This is a genomic window from Sulfuricystis multivorans (genome assembly GCF_003966565.1).
GTDB lineage: Bacteria > Pseudomonadota > Gammaproteobacteria > Burkholderiales > Rhodocyclaceae > Sulfuricystis > Sulfuricystis multivorans.
In genome coordinates this window covers 365,416-383,912 of the sequence record NZ_AP018718.1, presented here as the reverse complement: position 1 = coordinate 383,912, position 18,497 = coordinate 365,416, and the positions used below count along the sequence as shown (strand labels likewise).

Below are 18,497 nucleotides of genomic sequence, written 5' to 3'. Positions count from 1 at the left end.
GTGGCCAGAATCGAAATGTATTGCACGGCCGTCTGTCCCTACTGCGTGCGCGCCGAAGCGCTGCTCAAGCGCAAGGGAGTGACCGACATCGAAAAGCTCCGCGTCGACCTCGATCCGGCCAAACGTCAGGAAATGGAGGCCCGCGTGCCCGGCGCGCGCACCGTGCCGCAAATCTTCATCGACGGCCGTCATATCGGCGGCTGCGACGATCTTCACGAACTCGACCGACAGGGCAAGCTCGACCCCCTGCTGGCGATTTGACCCTCCCTCGACCCTTTTTCCAGGACCATCATGAGCGCACCTGACAGCAACGCCCCGGTTTTCAGCATCGAGAAGATCTACGTCAAGGATCTCTCGGTGGAAGTGCCGAACGCTCCACACTGTTTCCTCGAACGCGAACAGGCACAGGTCAGCCTGCAGATGCAAACCGGCGGCGAAGCCGTCGGCGATGGCGTGTTCAACGTCGTGCTGACGTTGACGGTGACCGCCAAGATCGGTGAGAAAACACAGTTCCTCGTCGAAGCGGCCCAAGCCGGCATCTTCCAGATCCGTAACGTGCCAGATGAGGAGCTCGAGCCGATCATCGCGGTCGCCTGCCCGAACATCCTGTTCCCGTATGCGCGCGAAACGATTTCCGACGCGATCACCCGCGCCGGCTTCCCGCCCGTGTTGCTCGCCCCGATGAATTTCGAGGCGATTTACCGCCAGCGGCTCGAACAACAGCAGGCCGAAGCTGAAACGCGCGGCCCCCATGAGGTGCCGATCCAGTAATGGCGAAGATTGCGCTCGCGCTGTTGCTGTCGATGGGCGCCGCACATTCGGTGATGGCGCTCGACTACCGCTCGGTCAGCGAGGCTGCGGTGTTGTTCGACGCACCGTCGCAAAAAGCCAAGCCGCTTTATGTGATTGCTCCGGGCACGCCGGTCGAAGTGGTCGTCAATCTCGACGCCTGGGCCAAGGTGCGCGACATGAAGGGCGATCTTTCCTGGATCGAACGCCGCCAACTCGACAGCCGGCGCGTGCTGCAAGTGCGCACCGGCGGCGCGCAGGTGCGCAGTGAGGCCTTTGACACTGCGCCGCTGGTGTTTGAAACCGAAGCCGACGTGTTGCTCGAATATCTCGAACCCGGCCCGGCCGGCTGGGTGAAGGTGCGCCATCGCGATGGCGAGGTCGGCTTCGTCAAAGTCGGCCAAGTATGGGGCTTGTAACCGAAGGCCCGTAATGCATATCGCCATCCTTGGCGCCGGTGCCTGGGGAACCGCTCTGGCGCTTTCCTTCGCGCAACGGCACTCGGTCAGCCTGTGGACCTGGCGGCCGGATCATGCCGCCGCGATGAATGCGGCGCGGGAAAACACCCGCTATCTGCCAGGTTTTCCATTTCCCGAGACGCTCAACGTCGGCGCGGATTTCAACGCGGCGGTTGCCTGCGCCGACTTGGCGGTGATCGCCACGCCGATCGCCGGATTACGCGAGGCCGCCGCCCGCCTTGCTTCAGCCCGCCCCGACCTACCCTTCCTGTGGGTCTGCAAAGGGCTCGAAGCGGGCACGGGGCTTTTGCCGCACCAAGTCGTCGCCGCCGTTGCCGCGCCGGCACGCTGCGGTGCTTTGAGCGGCCCGAGTTTCGCTGCGGAAGTGGCTCGCAATCTTCCCACCGCGGTGACGCTGGCCGCCAGCGACGGCGCTTTCGCCGAACACGCGGCCCAGGCGCTCAATGGCCCGCGGCTGCGCATCTATGCCAATGACGATCTGATCGGCGTCGAAGTGGGCGGTGCGGTGAAAAACGTCATCGCCATCGCCACCGGCATCTGCGATGGCCTCGGCCTGGGGCTCAATGCCCGCGCCGCGCTGATGACGCGGGGACTGGCGGAAATCACCCGCTTCGGCGTCGCGCTCGGCGCACGGGCGGAAACCTTCATGGGGTTGTCCGGCCTGGGCGATCTGATCCTCACCTGCACCGGGGATCTGTCGCGTAACCGCCGCCTCGGCCTTGCGCTCGCTGCCGGCCGACCGCTGCCGCAAATCCAGCACGAGCTCGGCCATGTCGCCGAGGGCGTGCATACCGCCCATGAAGTGGCGCGCCGCGCGCGGGCGCTCGGCGTCGAGATGCCGATCACCGCGACCGTCTGCGATGTGCTCGATGGCCACCTGTCCGCAGCCGGCGCGGTCGAGCGGCTGATGAGACGCGACCCGAAACACGAGTAGCTGCCGTCCCGCCAACGCCGAGTTTCAGCATCCGCAGTCGAAGCCCTGCTGCCGCCACGCCTCATAAACGGCGATCGCGACGGTGTTGGAGAGATTCAGACTGCGGTTGCCCGGCATCATCGGCAGCCGCAAGCGATGTGCGGGTGGAAAGGTTTCCAGCAGCTTGGCTGGCAAGCCCCGGGTTTCCGGGCCGAAGACGAGCGCATCGCCGGGCCGGTAGATCACCTTGTCATAACGGGTCTCGCCTTTGGTGCTAAAGGCGAAGCGGCGCACCGGACCGAGCGCAGCAAGGCAAGCCGCCCAATCCGGATGCACGCGCACTTCGGCGAATTCCGCATAATCGAGCCCCGCGCGCCGCAGCGCAGCATCGGAAACATCGAAGCCGAGCGGCTCGACCAGATGCAGGCGGCAGCCGGAATTCGCCGCCAGACGGATCACATTCCCGGTATTGGGCGGGATTTCCGGCTGATATAGAACGATCTGGAACATCGCCTCTGTGGCATCGTTGAGGCCCCGCAGTTTATCGAACGATCCGTCCATCATGGCCCGACCCGAAAAGATCCGCCTCGGCGACCTGTTGATCCGGCAGGGTCTCTTGACGCCCGACGAGCTCGCCCAGGCGCTCAAGGAACAACAGCTCACCGGCCGCAAGCTGGGCAGGGTGATCGTCGATGCCGGACTGGTGACAGAAGAGGCGATCGCGCGCGCGCTCGCGCGGCAGCTCGGCGCCGAGTATGTCGATCTGCGCGCCTTCCAGCCCAGGCCCGAGCTCGTCAAGCTGTTGCCCGAGGCGCAGGCGCGCCGTTTCCGCGCGCTGGTGCTCGACGAGAAGAATGGCCTGTTGCGCGTCGGCATGGCGGATCCGACCGATCTTGCCGCATTCGACGAGCTCGCGCGCATCTTACGCCGCGACATCGATCTGGCGGTGGTCGCCGAAAGCCAGCTGTTGCCGCTGCTGGACCGCGTCTATCGGCGCACCGAGGAAATCGCCGGCCTGGCCAAGGATCTGACCCAGGAGCTGGGCGACATTCCGGTCGAATTCGGCGGGCTGTTCGGCACTGCGCCGGGCGCCGAGGATGCACCGGTGGTGCGCCTACTGCAGACCGTGTTCGAGGAGGCGCGCAAACAGCAGGCTTCGGACATCCATGTCGAGCCGCAGGAGAAATCGCTCGTCATTCGCTTCCGCATCGACGGCGTGCTGCACGTGCAGACCGAGGCCGACGTCAAGATCGCCTCGGCGGTGGTGCTGCGGCTCAAGCTGATGTCGGGACTCGACATCTCGGAAAAGCGCCTGCCGCAGGACGGCCGCTTCGCGATCAAGGTGCGTGGCGCCAATGTCGATGTGCGTATCGCGACGATGCCGACCCAGTATGGCGAGGCGGTGGTGATGCGTCTTTTATCCCAGGACACTGGGCTTTTGCATCTGGACAAGCTGGCGATGCCGCCGCGCGTGCTGGCGCGCTTCCGTCACGCGATCCACCGGCCTTCGGGCATCGTGCTGGTCACGGGGCCCACCGGCTCCGGCAAGACGACGACGCTCTACGCCGCCTTGAACGAGCTCAACAGTCCGGAGAAAAAGATCATCACGGTCGAGGATCCGGTCGAATACCGCCTGCCGGGATTGAACCAGGTGCAGGTGCATGAGAAGATCGATCTCACCTTCTCGCGCGTGCTACGCACCGCATTGCGGCAGGACCCAGACATCATCCTCGTCGGCGAGATGCGCGATCAGGAAACCGCCGAGATCGGCATGCGCGCTGCGATGACCGGCCATCTGGTGCTCTCCACGCTGCACACCAACGATGCGCTTTCGACCCCGATCCGCCTGCTCGACATGGGCGTGCCGAATTACATGGTGGCGCTGTCGATCCAGCTGGTGCTGGCGCAGCGGCTGGTGCGCACGGTTTGCCCGAACTGCAGCGCCCCATACCAACCCGAGCCGCACGAGCGCGAATGGCTGCGCTACGAGCTTGGCGAGCATGTCGACGCTTACCGCTACTTCCGCGGTCGCGGCTGCATCCACTGCGGCAACAGCGGCTACCAAGGCCGCCAAGCCGTCTATGAGTTCCTCGAAATGACCAACGCGCTGGTCGAAGCCGCCAACCACGGCGATCCGGCCGACTTCATGCGTCTCGGCCGCGAGCAGATGGCTGGCGAGACGCTGCGCCGCGATGCGGTGCGCCTGGTCACCGAAGGCCGCACCACGATCGAGGAAGCGATGCGCATCAGCACCCAACTCGACGAATAGGGCCGCCCACGATGCCCGCCTTCACTTACCGCGGCCGCAATGGCGCCGGCGAGATCGTCAACGGGACGATCGAGGGCGCCAGTGCCGGTGCCGTCGCCGACCTGCTCTTCGGCAGTGGCATCACGCCCACCGAAATCCGCGCAGCACCCGCAGCGGCGCAGCAGATGGCGTTCGAGGCCGGCTTCAAGTTGTTCAAGCCGAAGATCGGCCATACCGACATCCTGCTGTTTACGCGCCAGATCCATACGCTGCTGAAAGCCGGCGTGCCGATCATGCGCGCGCTGGCGGGCTTGCAGGAATCGAGCGCCAACCCGGCGATGAAAGCCCTGCTCAAAGAGGTGCGTGAAAGCCTCGACTCGGGTCGCGAGCTCTCGCATGCCCTGGCGCGGCACCCCAAGGTCTTCACGCCGTTCTATCTGGCGATGGTGCGCGTCGGCGAGATGACCGGCCGGCTCGAGGAAATCTTCCTGCGTCTGTTCGATCATCTGGCTTTCGAGCGCTTCATGCGCGAGCAGGTGCGCTCGGCCTTGCGCTATCCGAGCTTCGTGGTGCTGGCGATGGCCGTCGCGATGGCCGTCATCAACATCTGGGTGATTCCCGCCTTCGCCAAGGTTTTCGAAGGCTTCGGCGCCGAGCTGCCGTTCCTGACGCGGCTGTTGATCGGCATCTCGAATTTCTTCGTCGCCTGGTGGCCGGCGCTGCTCGCCGGTCTCGCCGGGCTGGCCGGCGGCTTCAAGGCCTGGATCGGCACGCGGCGCGGCAGGTATCTGTGGGACAAGACCAAGCTGCGCATCCCGATCGCCGGCAAGATCGTCCGCAAAGCGACGCTCGCGCGCTTCGCCCGCAGCTTCGCGCTGGCGATGCGTTCCGGGGTGCCGGTGATCCAGGCACTCTCCAACGTCGCCCAGACCGTCGACAACGACTTCATCGCCGAAAAGATCGAGAACATGCGCACCGCGATCGAGCATGGCGATTCCGTGCTGCGCGCCGCCATCGGCGCCGGCGTGTTCACGCCGGTGGTGCTGCAGATGATCGCAGTCGGCGAGGAAACCGGCGCGCTCGACGAGATGATGGACGAGATCTCCGGCATGTACCAAAGCGAGGTCGAATATGAACTCAAGACCCTGGCGCAACAGATCGAACCGATCCTGATCGTCATGCTCGGCGTCATGGTGCTGATCCTCGCGCTCGGCGTGTTCCTGCCGCTTTGGGATCTCGGCAAAGTGGCGATCAAGAGATGAGCGGCGCCCGCCTGCGCCAGCACGGCCTTTCCAAGCTCGAATTCGCCGTGGTGGTGGCCCTCTTCGGAATCCTCGCCGCGGTGTTGCTCGACCGGCTCGCCGAGATCGAGCGCCAGGCCGAGCGGCTCGAAGTCGAGATCGCGTTGCGCAACCTGCGCATCGGGCTTACGCTGGCGATCGGCGAGAAGGTGATCCGCGGGGAAGAAGCGAGCATCGGTGCGCTGCTCGATGCCGACCCGCTGGAATGGCTCGGCGCAGCGCCATCCAAAGTCGGCGGCTCCGAGACGGCACCCCGCTGGCACTACGATCCGGCCACTCACACCCTCCACTACCGTCCGAGACAGCCTGCCGCCTTCGCAAACCGAGACAAACTCGCCTGGCGTCTGACGCCGATCCGCGATGGCGCCGGTCGAATCACCAGCATCGGGATCGAACCCCTCAAGTGAGGCGGGAATTTACCGTAAATCATATAAATACACTGCAATCTTTGCAGTAGCATTGTCGCAGCGCCTGTGCAGCATCCATCATCTCATTGGGAAAAATGACATGAAAAAACTCCACAGCGGTTTCACCCTGATCGAGCTGGTGATCGTGATCGCGATCATCGGCATTCTCGCCGCGATCGCGCTGCCGAAATTCGTCTCGCTGCAGCGCGATGCGCGGATCGCCAAGCTGCAGGCCGCGCGCGGCGCGGTGAATGCGGCCGCGGCGATCGTGCACGCTGCCTATCTGTCGCGCAGTGGTGTCCCTGACACGGCCGCCTGTCCCGGAACCAGCATCACGGCAAACAATGCCCTCAATGGCACGCTGTGCACGGAAAATGGTGTGGTGCTACTGGCCAACGGCTATCCTTCCGGCGCGGTGTTTCTCGGGGCGACCACACCCGGCATCATTGGCGCGGCCGGCCTGGTCTCGACTTTTTCACCAAATCTCGCGCAATTGAACGCCGAAGGCTTCGGCGCGTCGGTCGCCGGCAATGTGACGAGGATCTCTGTCATCGGCGGCCCCGGCACGAGCAGCGGCTCCGTCGGCTCCCAGGACAATCCTACCTGCTCTTTCACCTACGCTTCGGCCGGTACATCCGGTGCAGCACCCGTGGTGAGCCCCGTCACTACCACAGGTTGCTAACTCACGGAGGATCTTTCAAATGAAATCGCAACGAGGCTTCACCCTGATCGAACTGGTGGTCGTAATCGTGATTCTTGGCATTTTGGCTGCGACGGCGCTGCCGAAGTTCATCGACATCACCGGCGATGCAGAACAGGCGGCCGTCGATGGCGTTGCGGGCGCGCTCTCTTCGGCAGCCTCGATCAACTATGCCGCACGCAAGGCCAATCCGGCCAACCCCAATACCGTGGCGATCACCAATGCTGGCAACGCATGCAGCGGGCCAGCCAACAGCGTTTATGCCAATGCCGCGAATTTGCTCAAAGGCAGTATCACTCTCGTCAATGGCGCACCAACGAACAAAAACCAATATCAGATCGACGAAGAGGTGACTACCGATGCCAACTGTGCCGCCGGTGTCGTCGCAAAGTGCCGGATTCGCAGTTATGGCGGCGGGGTGGCGGCCAATCGTAAAACCGCTTACGCCTACGTTCCCTGTACCAACTGAGCGCAGCTTGGGTTCGCCACTCGAAACGGCCCGGCATCTCCGGGCCGTTTCTTTCATGACGTTGCCTTGTGCGCTGCGCTGGCAAGGCAGCACGCCACCGGCCATCGGCTAGAATCGGCCGCATGAAACCGCGCCGGCTGCTCGCATTGATCCTGCTCGTCGTCCTCGTCGGCGGCGGCATCATGGCATGGCGCGGCTTCTTCGCCGCAGACGCCAAGCCGGCTTACAAGTTCGCCACCGTCGAGCGCGGCCCGCTCACCGCCGCGGTCGCCGCCACCGGCACGCTCAATCCGGTGGTCTCGGTGCAGGTCAGTTCCCAAATCTCCGGCCAGATCCGCGAGCTGTTCGTCGATTTCAACAGTCCGGTGAAGGCCGGCGATCTGCTCGCGCGCATCGCGCCGGAAACCTATGAGCACCGCGTGCGCCAGGCCGAGGCCGATCTCGAAGCGGCGCGGGCGATCGTCGCCGTGCAACAGGCCGAACTGTTCCGCGCCCGCGTCAATCTTCTCGAAGCCGAACGCGATTTCAAGCGCAAAGAGACGCTGGTGGCGAAGAACTATCTCTCGCCGGCCGAACTCGACAAGGCGCAGACCACGCTCGATGCCGCGCGCGCGCAGCTGAAGGTGGTCCAGGCGCAGGCGGCCAACAGCATGGCGCTCGTGCGCCAGCGCGAGGCGGCGCTCGCTCAAGCGCGGGTCGACCTGTCGCGCACCGAGATCCGCGCCCCCGTCGATGGCATCGTCATCAAGAAGAGCGTCGAGCCTGGCCAGACCGTGGCTGTGAGCCTACAAGCGCCCGAGATGTTCGTGATCGCCCGCAATCTCGCCGACATGCAGGTCGAGGCGGCGATCGACGAGGCCGACATCGGCCGCGTCGAGGTCGGCCAGGAAGTGAGCTTCAGTGTCGACGCCTTCCCAGGTCGGAAATTCAAGGGCGAGGTCAGGCAGGTCAGAAAGGCCGCGCAGGTGACCTCCAACGTCGTCAGCTACACGGTGGTCATCTCCGCCGCCAACCCCGATCTGATCCTGCTGCCCGGCATGACCGCGAACGTGCGCATCGTCACCAGCCACAAGGACGATGCGCTCAAGGTCGCCAATGCCGCGCTGCGCTTTCGTCCGCCTGCGGAGGGCGATGAACCGGCGCCGGCAGCGCGGCCCGGCGGCGGCTCGGGACGCAGCCGCAGTAGCGCAGAGGGTGGCAGTGGCAAACTCTGGGTGCTCGGCGAGGATGGCAAACCGAAGGCGATCGAGATCAGGACCGGCATCACCGACGGCAATCAGATCGAGATCGTCGGCGGCGACATCGCCGCAGGCCAGCAGGTCATCGTCGGCATGAGCGATCCGCGCAAGAGAGCGAAGCCGACGCAGCCGCGCATGTTCTGACGTGAGCCTGATCCGCGTCGAAAACCTCGCCAAAAACTACCGGCTGGGCGATACCCAAGTGCCGGCGCTCTCCGGCGTGACACTCGAAATCGCCAAAGGCAGCTTCGTCGCGGTGATGGGGCCGTCCGGTTCAGGCAAGTCGACCTTCATGAACCTGCTGGGCTGCCTGGATGCGCCCAGCGGCGGCCGCTACTGGCTGGAGGACATCGAGGTCTCGCGGCTCGATGACGACGCCCTGTCGCGCGTGCGCAACCGCAAGATCGGCTTCGTGTTCCAGCATTTCAATCTGCTCGCGCGCACCACGGCGGTGGACAACGTCGCGCTGCCGCTGCTCTATCGGGGAATGGGCGCCGCCGAGCGCCACGCGCGCGCAGCGCAACGTCTCGAGCTGGTCGGGTTGCAGGAGCGCATGTTTCATCACCCGGCGCAGCTTTCCGGCGGTCAGCAGCAGCGGGTGGCGATCGCCCGCGCGCTGGTGAATGATCCGGCACTGATCCTCGCCGACGAGCCGACCGGCGCGCTCGACTCGCGCACCGGCATCGAGATCATGGCGTTGTTGCAGCAGCTCAACCGCGAAGGCATCACGATCGTCGTCGTCACCCACGAACACGACATCGCCGCTTACGCCGATCGCATCATCCATTTCCGCGACGGCCGGGTAACCGACGACACCCCCAACGCGCGCCGTGATGCCAGCGCCGACCTTGCCGCCATGCCTAAGAAACGCTGAAGGGCAATGAACCTCTCCGCCACCATCGCCATCGCCCTCAAGGCGCTCGCCACCAATAAGCTGCGCTCGGCGCTGACGATGCTGGGCATCATCATCGGCGTGGCGGCGGTGATCGTGATGATCGCCGTAGGCTCGGGCGCGCGCACCCAGGTGGAAGCGCAGATCAGGAGCCTCGGCTCGAACCTGATGATGATCTTCTCGGCTTCGAGCACGTATACCGGCGCCCGCGCGGCGGTGGGTACGACGTTCACCCTGTCCGAGGAGGATGCTTATGCGATCGCGCGCGAGCTGCCGGAATATGTCGCCGCCGCGGCGCCCGTGCTGCGCGGCAGCGGCCAGATCGTCGCCGGCAACAGCAACTGGTCCACCTCGTTTTATGGCGTGACGCCCGAATACTTCGAGGTGCGTGAATGGACGCTGGCGGAGGGCCGTTTCTTCGAGGCCGCCGAACTCAATGGCGCGGCGAAAGTGGCGATCATCGGCAAGACCGTGGCAGCCAACCTGTTCGGCGAGGAAAGCCCCCTCGATAGGACGATCCGCATCCGCACCGTGCCGCTCACCGTGATCGGCTTGCTCGACGCCAAGGGCCAAAGCCCCGGCGGCTCCGATCTCGACGATGTCGTGCTGATGCCGATCACCACTGCGCGAAACCGCGTGCTCGGCGCAACGGCGGTCGCCAAATCCCGGTCGGTCGGCTCGATCCAGATCAAGCTCGTCGATGGTGTCCCGGGCTCGGCGGCCGAAGAGAAAGTGCGTGAGCTCTTGCGTCAGCGTCACCGTCTGCAGCCCGACCAGGATGACGACTTCACTTTGCGCAACATGACCGAGATCCTGCAGACGCGTGAGGAATCGTCACGCGTGATGGCGCTCTTGCTCGCCGCAGTGGCCTCCGTCTCGCTACTGGTCGGCGGCATCGGCATCATGAACATCATGCTCGTCTCGGTGACCGAACGCACGCGTGAGATTGGTCTCAGGCGCGCGGTCGGCGCACGCGCGCGCGACATCCTGCTGCAATTTCTGGTCGAGTCGATCACGCTCGCGCTGATCGGCGGCTTCGTCGGCATTTTGCTTGGCGTCGGCGGCGCGAAGCTCGTCGCCCAACTGGCGGGCTGGCCGATCCAACTCGCGCCGTCGACCCTCCTGCTCGCGGTGAGCACGGCTTCCGCGATCGGCATCTTCTTCGGCTACTATCCGGCGCGCAAGGCCGCGCTGATGTCGCCGATCGAGGCTTTGCGCCACGAATAGTGACGGCCGGACCGATCGCTAGGTTTTGATGTCGAAGCCGTAGCCGAGTGCGGCCACCCCCGCTTTGAGCGCCTCGATCGCTTCGGCCACCCGTGAGGGTTCGCCGCGCACCCCGAGCTCGACATGGCGGCGCATCGTCTCACTGCCCAGATTCGGCAGGCTGAAGACGGTGATGCCGGGAAAATCGGCCTCGGTCTTGCGCATCAGCTCGAGCATCCGTCCTTCCAGGCCATCCCAGACGAGGATCGCCGCCTCGGCCTCCATCCCTTGCCGAAAATCGTCGGCGTAGTAGGTATCGAGCACCCATTGGGCCATCGGCCAGGCCATCTGCGGAAACCCCGGCAGAAAGTGGTGGTCGCGGTAGGAAAAGCCCGGAATGCGGTTGAAGGGGTTCGGGATGATGCGGCTGCCAGCAGGCACGGTGCCGAGCTCCAGCCGCGCCGGCGTGACCGGCTCGCCGAGCTCGGCCATGCGGGCGCGAATCTCGCGTTCCGCATCCGGATTCAGTTCCAGCGGCACGCCGGCCGCGCTTGCTGCCGCCTGGCGGGTGTGGTCATCCGGCGTGACCCCGATGCCGCCACAGGAAAACACGACATCGTTGGATGCCAGCGTGCGCTTGAAGGTTTCGATGAGCCGCGGCCGCTCATCGCCGAGATATTCCGCCCAGGAAAGATGCAGGCCGCGCGCGCCAAGGATTTCGATGAATTTCGCCAGATGCCTATCCTGGCGCTTGCCGCGCAGGATTTCGTCGCCGATGATGATCAGGCCGTAGGTTCTCATACCACCACTTTCTGCTGCCGGCGCAGCTCGCGCAAGGCAGTCAAACACAGATGGACGAACAGGATCGCCGTATAGGGCAGGGCGAAGAAGTTCGCCACCGGCACATAGGCAATGAGCGCACCGATGAGGCCGCCGAGATAGAGCGTAGGCCGCTTTCGCCGGACGATCTCGGCACGCTCAGCAGCCGTGGCATGCTCGGCGATCGCATCGAAGCGGAAGGCGCGCTGGTTGAGCCAGGCCGACCAGAAGAGCGGCAGGACGAAGAGACCGCCCGGCACGAAGAGCATCGGCAACGTGATAAGCCAGCCAACGACGAAAATCAGGCCGGCCGTTGCCGTGTTGGCCAGGCTGCCCCAGAACGCCGCGGCCGTCGAAGCCTGACGGGAAAGATCGGGATAATCGCGCGCGGCGATGATCGCCATCATGCGCGGCAAGGCGAAGATGGCGACGAACATCAGCGTCGTGAAGTAGATGAGCGGCGCGAAGACGAAGAACACCGCGACGTGGGAAAGCCACGGCCCGAGCCAGTCAAGCCACGGCCAGTCGGGCAGATTCGCCAGCACCCAGCCGGCCATCGGCTGCCAGGCGAACCAGGCGACGATCGACCAGAGCACAAACGCCGCCAGCGGCGGCCAGAGGGCGCAAAACAGCATCCTTGGCCGCGCCAAGTCGCGCCCGGCACGCAGCAGCGTATGGAAGAAGAGACCGGTTTCCATCATGTCCTCATATCCTCGCCCTGCCTTCCCACATCTTCTGCAGGCGTTTTGCCGAGACCGGCGTGGGTGTTTTCAATTCCTGTGCAAAAAGCGCGACGCGCAGCTCTTCGAGCAGCCAGCGGAATTCTTGCAGAAATCCATCCCCGGCGCCGCGCTGGCGGCGTTTTTCCCACTCGCGTTGCCAGGGCCTGGCCACGGCTTGCCATTCCGCCATCCAGCGGGCGTCGCGCGCCGCATCATTTTTCGCCTTGTCGAGCCTGAGGCTCGCGGCCTTGAGATAGCGCGGGAAATGCTGCAGCCGTTCCCAGGGCGTGGCGACGATGAAACGTTTTTCCAGCAAGTTGGAAAGCTGGTTCGAGACGTCGGCGACGGTCTGCGGCAGCGCCTTTTGCAGCGTGGCGAGCTTCTTCTGCAAGGCGCCGTATTCGGCCAGTATTCTTCCGACGAGGCGGAGGATTTCCTGCGCGACGAGCAGGACGCGACCCTTCGCCGCATCGCGCCGTGCGGTGAAACTCGGCTCGTCGGTCGGCAGCGGCGCCATCAGGCAGGTGCGTTCGAGCGTGGCGGCGACGATGTCTTCCTTGAGCTCCTTCTCGGCGCCAAAGTGCATGAACGATAAGGCCAGCTGACGCAATTCGGGCAGCTTTTCGATCGCCTGCACCTGGGCTTTCAGCTGCAGCGCGAACAGGCGCGAAAGCCCCTGGCGATGCTCGAGCGCCGCCTTCTCTTCGGTGTCGAAGGCGGCAAGGCGCACGCCGTCGCCTTCATCGACCAGCGCCGGAAAGCCGATCACGGTGCGGCCGCCGACCTCGAGCTCGATCAGTTCCGGCAACGCGCCGAAAGTCCATGCAGTCGTCTTCCCGGTCGGCGGTGCCGTCTGGTCAGCGCCGACTTTCAGCGCCGCCGCCGAAAACGTCCGTGCTACCCGATCGCCATACTGCGCGCGCAGCTCGTGGAGATTGCGCGACATCGCCAAGGTGCCGCCATGTTCATCGAGCAGCCGAAAGTTCATCGACAGATGCGGCTTGAGCTCGCCGGGACGCAACGCATCGAGCGGCAGCTTCAAAGCAATCTTCTCTTCGATCGCGCGGGTGAGCGCCTTGACCAAAGGCTCATCAAAGTCATGTTCGGCTGCGCAGAAGTCTTCCGCGAAGGTGTCGATCGGCTGCAACCGATGGCGGTATTTCTGCGGCAGGGTCTTGACGAGCGCGACGACTTTTTCCTTGAGCAGGCCCGGCACGAGCCATTCGAGGCGGATGGCCGGCAGCTGGTTGAGCGCGGCCAGCGGCACGGACAGGGTCACGCCATCGTCGGCGGCGCCGGGATCGTGCTTGTAGGAAAGCCTGAACTTCTGGCCACGGTATTCGAAATGCGGCGGAAAATTCTCGGTGGTGATGCCCGCCGCTTCATGGCGCATCAGCTGGTCTTTTTCGAGGAACAGCAAGCGCGGATTCTCGCGTTCGGCATCGCGCCGCCAATGATCGAAGGCGGCCAGCGAATGGATGCCCTCCGGCACGTGTGAAGCGAAGAAGGCGAACACCAGATCGTCATCGACCAGCACGTCGGGGCGGCGCGCCTTGTGTTCGAGCCGCTCGATCTCGGCCTTGAGCTTCTGGAAGTGTTGCAGGAACTTCCATTTCCTGAGCCATTCGTCGGTCACCTGCCCTTCGACCAGCGCGCCACGGATGAAGAGCTCACGCGCCAGGCGCGGGTCATATTGCGGCGCTCGTGGCCCATAGAGGATGCGCCGCTTCGCATGGAGCGTCAGCCCATGCAGTGTCACGCGCTCATAGGCCACCACCTGACCGGCGTTCTTCTCCCAGTGCGGCTCATAGACATGGCGGCGAATGAGATGGGCACCGACCTGTTCGAGCCACTCGGGCTCGATGCGGGCGACACAACGCGCAAAGAGGCGTGAGGTCTCGACCAGCTCCGCGGCGACGATCCAGCGCCCGGCCTTCTTGGCGAGCGCCGAGCCGGGATGAATCCAGAACTTGATGCCGCGCGCGCCAAGGTAGTTCCTGTCCTCCTCGTTGATCAGACCGATGTGGCCGAGAAGCCCCGTCAAAAGCGCCTTGTGGATGCTCTCGTAGCTTGCCGGCTGCTGGTTCTCCTTCCAGCCGTGCTCGTGGGCGAGCGTCATCAGCTGGCCATGCACGTCGCGCCATTCACGCAGGCGCAGCCAGTTGATGAAGTGGGCGCGACACCATTGCTTTTGCTTGCTGCTGCTCTCATGCTTCCAGACCGCGTCGGCGGCGGCCCACAGCTTCAGATACGAGAGGAATTCGGATTTCTCATCCTTCCATTTCGCGTGCGCCTGGTCGGCAGCCCCCACCTGCTCCTGCGGCCGCTCGCGCGGATCCTGTGTCGCCAGGGCGGCGGCGATGACCAGCATTTCCGCAAGACAGCCCAAATCGCGCGCCGCCAGGATCATGCGGCCGATCTTCGGGTCGAGCGGCAGTTTCGCCAGCTCGCGGCCGATCGGGGTGAGCTCCTTCGTCGTCTCGTCGAGTGCGCCCAACTCGGCGAGCAGCTGATAGCCGTCGGCGACCATCCTGGGCGCCGGGCGTTCGAGAAAGGGAAAGTCTTCGACATTGCCCAGCCTGAGCGACTTCATGCGCAGGATCACGCCGGCCAGCGAAGAGCGCAGGATTTCCGGATCGGTGTAGCGCGGGCGCTGCTCGAAATCCTCTTCGGAATAAAGGCGGAAGCACACGCCAGAAGAGACGCGGCCGCAGCGGCCCGCCCGCTGATTGGCCGCCGCCTGAGAGATCGCCTCGACTTGCAGCTGCTCGACCTTGTTGCGATGTGAATAACGCTTGATGCGCGCCAGCCCAGTGTCGATCACGTAGCGAATGCCCGGCACGGTCAGCGAGGTCTCGGCGACATTGGTCGCCAGCACGACGCGCCGGCCCTGATGCGGCGCGAACACGCGCGCCTGCTCCTGGGCGCTCTGGCGCGCATAAAGCGGCAGGATTTCCAGGCCCGGCGGATGATGCTTCCTGAGCGCCTCCGCCGCCTCGCGGATCTCCCGCTCACCGGGCAAAAACACCAGCACGTCGCCCGGCCCGGTGCGGTGGGCTTCTTCGACGGCGGCGACGATCGCATCGTTGAGATCGACGTCTTTCTTCTCGTCGAAAGGTCGGTAACGAATTTCGATCGGATAGAGCCTGCCGGAGACCTCGATCACCGGCGCGTCGTTGAAATGCTTGCTGAAGCGCTCGGCGTCCAGCGTCGCGGAGGTGACGATGAGTTTCAAGTCGTGCCGTCGCGTCAGAACCGACTTTAGAAACCCGAGCAGGAAATCGATGTTGAGCGAGCGTTCATGCGCTTCATCGATGATCAAGGTGTCGTATTGCCGAAGCAACGGATCGGTCTGCGTCTCGGCGAGCAAAATCCCGTCGGTCATCAGCTTGATGAAACTCTCGGGCGAGCTGCGGTCGGTGAAGCGCACCTTGTAGCCGACGACCTTGCCGAGTTCCGACTTCAGCTCCTGCGCGATGCGGCTGGCGGTGGCGCGCGCGGCGATGCGGCGCGGCTGGGTATGGCCGATGAAGCCAGTCAGCCCCCGGCCGATGTCGAGGCAGATCTTCGGCAATTGCGTGGTCTTGCCCGAGCCGGTCTCGCCGCAGATCACGACGACCGGATGCTTTTCGATCGCCTGCGCGATCTCGGCGCGACGCGCAGTGACGGGCAGGCTCTCGTCGTAGCCGATCGCCGGACGGGCTGCCCGGCGGGCTTCCGCATCGAACTTCATGGGGCGGATTCTACGCCGCGACGGTAGAATTCGCTCCTCGATTCAGTCCCTTGCCGACCATGGCCGAACCTGACACCAAAGCCGCTTCGAACTTCATCCGCAACATCATCGACGCCGACCTCAAAGCCGGCAAGCACGCCAGGATTCGCACGCGCTTTCCGCCGGAGCCCAATGGCTATCTGCATTTCGGCCATGCCAAGTCGATCTGCCTCAACTTCGGCCTCGCCCGCGATTACGGCGGTGTGTGCCACCTGCGCTTCGACGACACCAACCCGGAGAAGGAAGAGCAGGAATACGTCGAGGCGATCATCGATGCCGTGCATTGGCTCGGTTTCGACTGGGGCGATCATCTCTATTACGCCTCGAACTACTTCGGCAAGATGTATGAATTCGCCGAGAAGCTGATCGAGGCCGGCCTGGCTTATGTCGATTCGCAAACCGCCGAGGAGATGCGCATCCATCGCGGTACGCTGACCGAACCGGGCAAGGATTCGCCCTACCGTTCGCGCTCCCCTGCCGAGAACCTCGCACTGTTTCGCAGAATGCGCGCCGGCGAGTTCCCGGATGGCGCCCATGTGCTGCGCGCCAAGATCGACATGGCGAGCCCCAACATCAACCTGCGCGACCCGGCGATCTACCGCATCAAGCATGCGACGCACCACAATACCGGCGATGCCTGGTGCATCTACCCGATGTATACCTATGCCCATCCGATCGAGGATGCGCTCGAAGGCATCACGCATTCGATCTGCACGCTCGAATTCGAAGACCAGCGCCCGTTCTACGACTGGCTGCTGGAAAACCTCGCCGAGTTGGGCTGCCTGCGACGGCCGCTGCCGCAGCAGATCGAGTTCGCGCGTCTGAATCTCACCCATGTCGTGCTCTCCAAGCGCAAGCTGATCCAATTGGTCGAAGAAAAGCACGTCGCAGGATGGGACGATCCGCGCATGCCGACGCTGGCGGGCGCGCGCCGGCGCGGCTACACGCCGGAAGGCTTTCGGCGCTTTGCCGACATGATCGGCGTTTCCAAATCGGATTCGCTGATCGACTACGGCGTGTTCGAGGCATGCCAGCGCGAGGTGCTCAATGAGACCGCGCCGCGCCGCATCGCGGTACTCGATCCGTTGAAACTGGTCATCGACAACTACCCGGCAGGGCAGGAAGAGGAATGTTTCGCGCCCAACCATCCGCAAAGGCCGGAATGGGGCAAGCGCGCCGTGCCGTTCTCGAAGGAACTGTGGATCGAGCGCGAGGATTTCACCGAGCATCCCCCGAAGGGCTACTTCCGCCTCTTTCCGGGAAACCGCGTGCGGCTGCGCTATGGCTTCGTCGTCGAGTGCACCGGCTGCGACAAAGATGCCGCCGGCAATGTCGTCGCCGTGCATTGCAACTACTTTCCCGACTCGAAATCCGGCACCGCGGGAGCCGATGCCTACAAGGTCAAGGGCAACCTCCACTGGGTGTCGGCCAGACATGCTTACGCAGCGCAGGTGCGCCTCTATGATCGCCTGTTCAAGGAGCCCAACCCCGGCGCGGAACACGATTTCCTCGAAGACATCAACCCGGATTCGGTGAAACTCATCACCGCCCAGTGTGAGCCGGCGCTCAAAGACGCGCAAGCCGAGGAGCGCTTCCAGTTCGAACGCCACGGCTACTTCGTCGCCGACCGCGTCGATTCCCGGCCCGGCGCGCCGGTCTTCAACCGCAGCGTGGGGCTGAAAGACACCTGGAAATGACCTTCACCGCAATGCTCGCCCAAGCCTGGGCGAAGAACGATTCGCTGCTGTGCGTCGGACTCGATCCCGATCCGGCGAAGTTTCCACCGCACTTGAAGGACAAGCCGGATCGCATCACCCGCTTCTGCTGCGCGATCGTCGATGCCACCGCCGATCTCGTCTGCGCCTTCAAGCCGCAGATCGCCTACTTCGCCGCCCGGCGCGCCGAAGCCGAGCTCGAGGCAGTGATCCATCACATCCACGAGTTCCATCCCGGCATTCCGGTGATTCTGGACGCCAAGCGCGGCGACATCGGCCCGACCGCCGAACAGTATGCGATCGAAGCCTTCGAGCGCTACAAGGCCGACGCCGTGACCGTAAACCCCTACATGGGCCGCGATTCGGTCGAGCCTTGGCTGGCCTATCCCGACAAGGGCGTGATCCTGCTCTGTCGCACCTCGAATCCCGGCGGCAGCGATTTTCAGTCGCTCGAAGTCGGCGCCAGCACGACGGCACAGCCGGCTTGCGCCAACGAGGGGACGGCACTCTACGAGCTCGTCGCCGAAAAGGTGGCCCGGGAATGGAACACGACGGGCCAGTGCGGCCTCGTCGTCGGCGCGACGTTTCCGCAGGAGCTCGCCCGGGTGCGGGAAATCGTCGGCGACATGCCGCTCTTGGTGCCCGGCATCGGCGCGCAGGGTGGTGATATCGAGGCCACGGTGAAGGCCGGGCGGACGGCTGCCGGCACCGGGCTGATGATCAACTCCTCGCGTGCGATCCTCTATGCCGGTCACGGTGAGGACTTTGCGCAAGCCGCGCGCCAGGCGGCGCTGAAGACGCGCGACGAGATCAACCGTTATCGATAA

General features: G+C 64.4%; 18 protein-coding genes. 14 read left to right on the top strand and 4 right to left on the bottom strand.

The genetic code is table 11. The features are described from left to right. From grxC to EL335_RS01815, 4 genes are read left to right on the top strand one after another with little or no spacing between them, the layout of a single operon-like run. Entirely contained in the window at nt 1–261 is a 261-nt protein-coding gene (grxC, locus tag EL335_RS01830; RefSeq protein ID WP_126443972.1) for a glutaredoxin 3, read from the top strand. A 30-nt stretch (nt 262–291) separates the two neighbouring features. Beyond that, on the top strand, nt 292–771 hold the full coding sequence (secB, locus tag EL335_RS01825; RefSeq protein WP_126443971.1) for a protein-export chaperone SecB: 480 nt from the start codon (nt 292–294) through the stop codon (nt 769–771). After that, a complete protein-coding gene (locus EL335_RS01820; RefSeq protein ID WP_126443970.1) occupies nt 771–1,208 on the top strand; it encodes an SH3 domain-containing protein in 438 nt (145 codons plus the stop codon). Before secB ends, EL335_RS01820 begins: the two co-directional genes overlap by 1 nt. A 13-nt stretch (nt 1,209–1,221) precedes the next feature. After that, the gene (locus EL335_RS01815) at nt 1,222–2,202 is read left to right on the top strand and encodes an NAD(P)H-dependent glycerol-3-phosphate dehydrogenase (RefSeq protein WP_126443969.1); all 981 of its coding nucleotides are present in this window, start codon (nt 1,222–1,224) and stop codon (nt 2,200–2,202) included. Between the two features lie 24 nt (nt 2,203–2,226). On the opposite strand, the gene EL335_RS01810 is transcribed toward EL335_RS01815, so the two are convergent. Beyond that, on the bottom strand, nt 2,227–2,691 hold the full coding sequence (locus tag EL335_RS01810; RefSeq protein WP_126447609.1) for a tRNA (cytidine(34)-2'-O)-methyltransferase: 465 nt from the start codon (nt 2,689–2,691) through the stop codon (nt 2,227–2,229). A 52-nt stretch (nt 2,692–2,743) separates the two neighbouring features. Between EL335_RS01810 and EL335_RS01805 the strand changes: the two genes are divergently transcribed. The 8 genes from EL335_RS01805 (at nt 2,744) to EL335_RS01770 (ending at nt 10,663) form a co-directional block, all read left to right on the top strand. Then, a complete protein-coding gene (locus EL335_RS01805; RefSeq protein WP_126443968.1) occupies nt 2,744–4,450 on the top strand; it encodes a GspE/PulE family protein in 1,707 nt (568 codons plus the stop codon). Nucleotides 4,451–4,461: 11 nt separating this feature from the next. After that, on the top strand, nt 4,462–5,691 hold the full coding sequence (locus tag EL335_RS01800; RefSeq protein WP_126443967.1) for a type II secretion system F family protein: 1,230 nt from the start codon (nt 4,462–4,464) through the stop codon (nt 5,689–5,691). Next, a complete protein-coding gene (locus EL335_RS01795; RefSeq protein WP_126443966.1) occupies nt 5,688–6,137 on the top strand; it encodes a hypothetical protein in 450 nt (149 codons plus the stop codon). Before EL335_RS01800 ends, EL335_RS01795 begins: the two co-directional genes overlap by 4 nt. Continuing rightward, nucleotides 6,091–6,819: a prepilin-type N-terminal cleavage/methylation domain-containing protein gene (locus EL335_RS01790; RefSeq protein WP_284155408.1), complete on the top strand. Its 729-nt coding sequence runs from the start codon at nt 6,091–6,093 to the stop codon at nt 6,817–6,819. The genes EL335_RS01795 and EL335_RS01790 overlap by 47 nt, the downstream gene beginning before the upstream one ends. Before the next feature lie 19 nt (nt 6,820–6,838). Beyond that, on the top strand, nt 6,839–7,306 hold the full coding sequence (locus EL335_RS01785) for a type II secretion system protein (RefSeq protein ID WP_126443965.1): 468 nt from the start codon (nt 6,839–6,841) through the stop codon (nt 7,304–7,306). Between the two features lie 122 nt (nt 7,307–7,428). Next, a complete protein-coding gene (locus EL335_RS01780; RefSeq protein WP_126443964.1) occupies nt 7,429–8,688 on the top strand; it encodes an efflux RND transporter periplasmic adaptor subunit in 1,260 nt (419 codons plus the stop codon). A gap of 1 nt (nt 8,689) precedes the next feature. Further along, nucleotides 8,690–9,418 (top strand): ABC transporter ATP-binding protein, encoded by a 729-nt coding sequence (locus EL335_RS01775; RefSeq protein WP_284155407.1) that lies wholly within the window; start codon nt 8,690–8,692, stop codon nt 9,416–9,418. Nucleotides 9,419–9,424: 6 nt separating this feature from the next. Then, nucleotides 9,425–10,663 carry an ABC transporter permease gene (locus tag EL335_RS01770; protein WP_126443963.1) on the top strand — a complete coding sequence of 413 codons (1,239 nt, stop codon included), beginning with the start codon at nt 9,425–9,427 and terminating at the stop codon, nt 10,661–10,663. Between the two features lie 18 nt (nt 10,664–10,681). Here EL335_RS01770 and EL335_RS01765 read toward each other — a convergent pair whose 3' ends face one another. The 3 genes from EL335_RS01765 to hrpA are packed head-to-tail and all read right to left on the bottom strand — an operon-like array spanning nt 10,682 to nt 15,916. Next, entirely contained in the window at nt 10,682–11,443 is a 762-nt protein-coding gene (locus EL335_RS01765; protein WP_126443962.1) for a competence/damage-inducible protein A, read from the bottom strand. Next, nucleotides 11,440–12,162, bottom strand: a complete 723-nt coding sequence (locus EL335_RS01760; protein WP_126443961.1) for an EI24 domain-containing protein — start codon at nt 12,160–12,162, stop codon at nt 11,440–11,442. The genes EL335_RS01765 and EL335_RS01760 overlap by 4 nt, the downstream gene beginning before the upstream one ends. Before the next feature lie 4 nt (nt 12,163–12,166). Then, nucleotides 12,167–15,916, bottom strand: coding sequence for an ATP-dependent RNA helicase HrpA (gene hrpA, locus EL335_RS01755; protein ID WP_126443960.1), 3,750 nt, complete (start codon nt 15,914–15,916; stop codon nt 12,167–12,169). A gap of 59 nt (nt 15,917–15,975) precedes the next feature. On the opposite strand from hrpA, the gene EL335_RS01750 reads away from it, so the two are divergent. Continuing rightward, nucleotides 15,976–17,652, top strand: coding sequence for a glutamine--tRNA ligase/YqeY domain fusion protein (locus EL335_RS01750; RefSeq protein WP_126443959.1), 1,677 nt, complete (start codon nt 15,976–15,978; stop codon nt 17,650–17,652). Then, nucleotides 17,649–18,497, top strand: coding sequence for an orotidine-5'-phosphate decarboxylase (gene pyrF, locus EL335_RS01745; RefSeq protein ID WP_126443958.1), 849 nt, complete (start codon nt 17,649–17,651; stop codon nt 18,495–18,497). Before EL335_RS01750 ends, pyrF begins: the two co-directional genes overlap by 4 nt.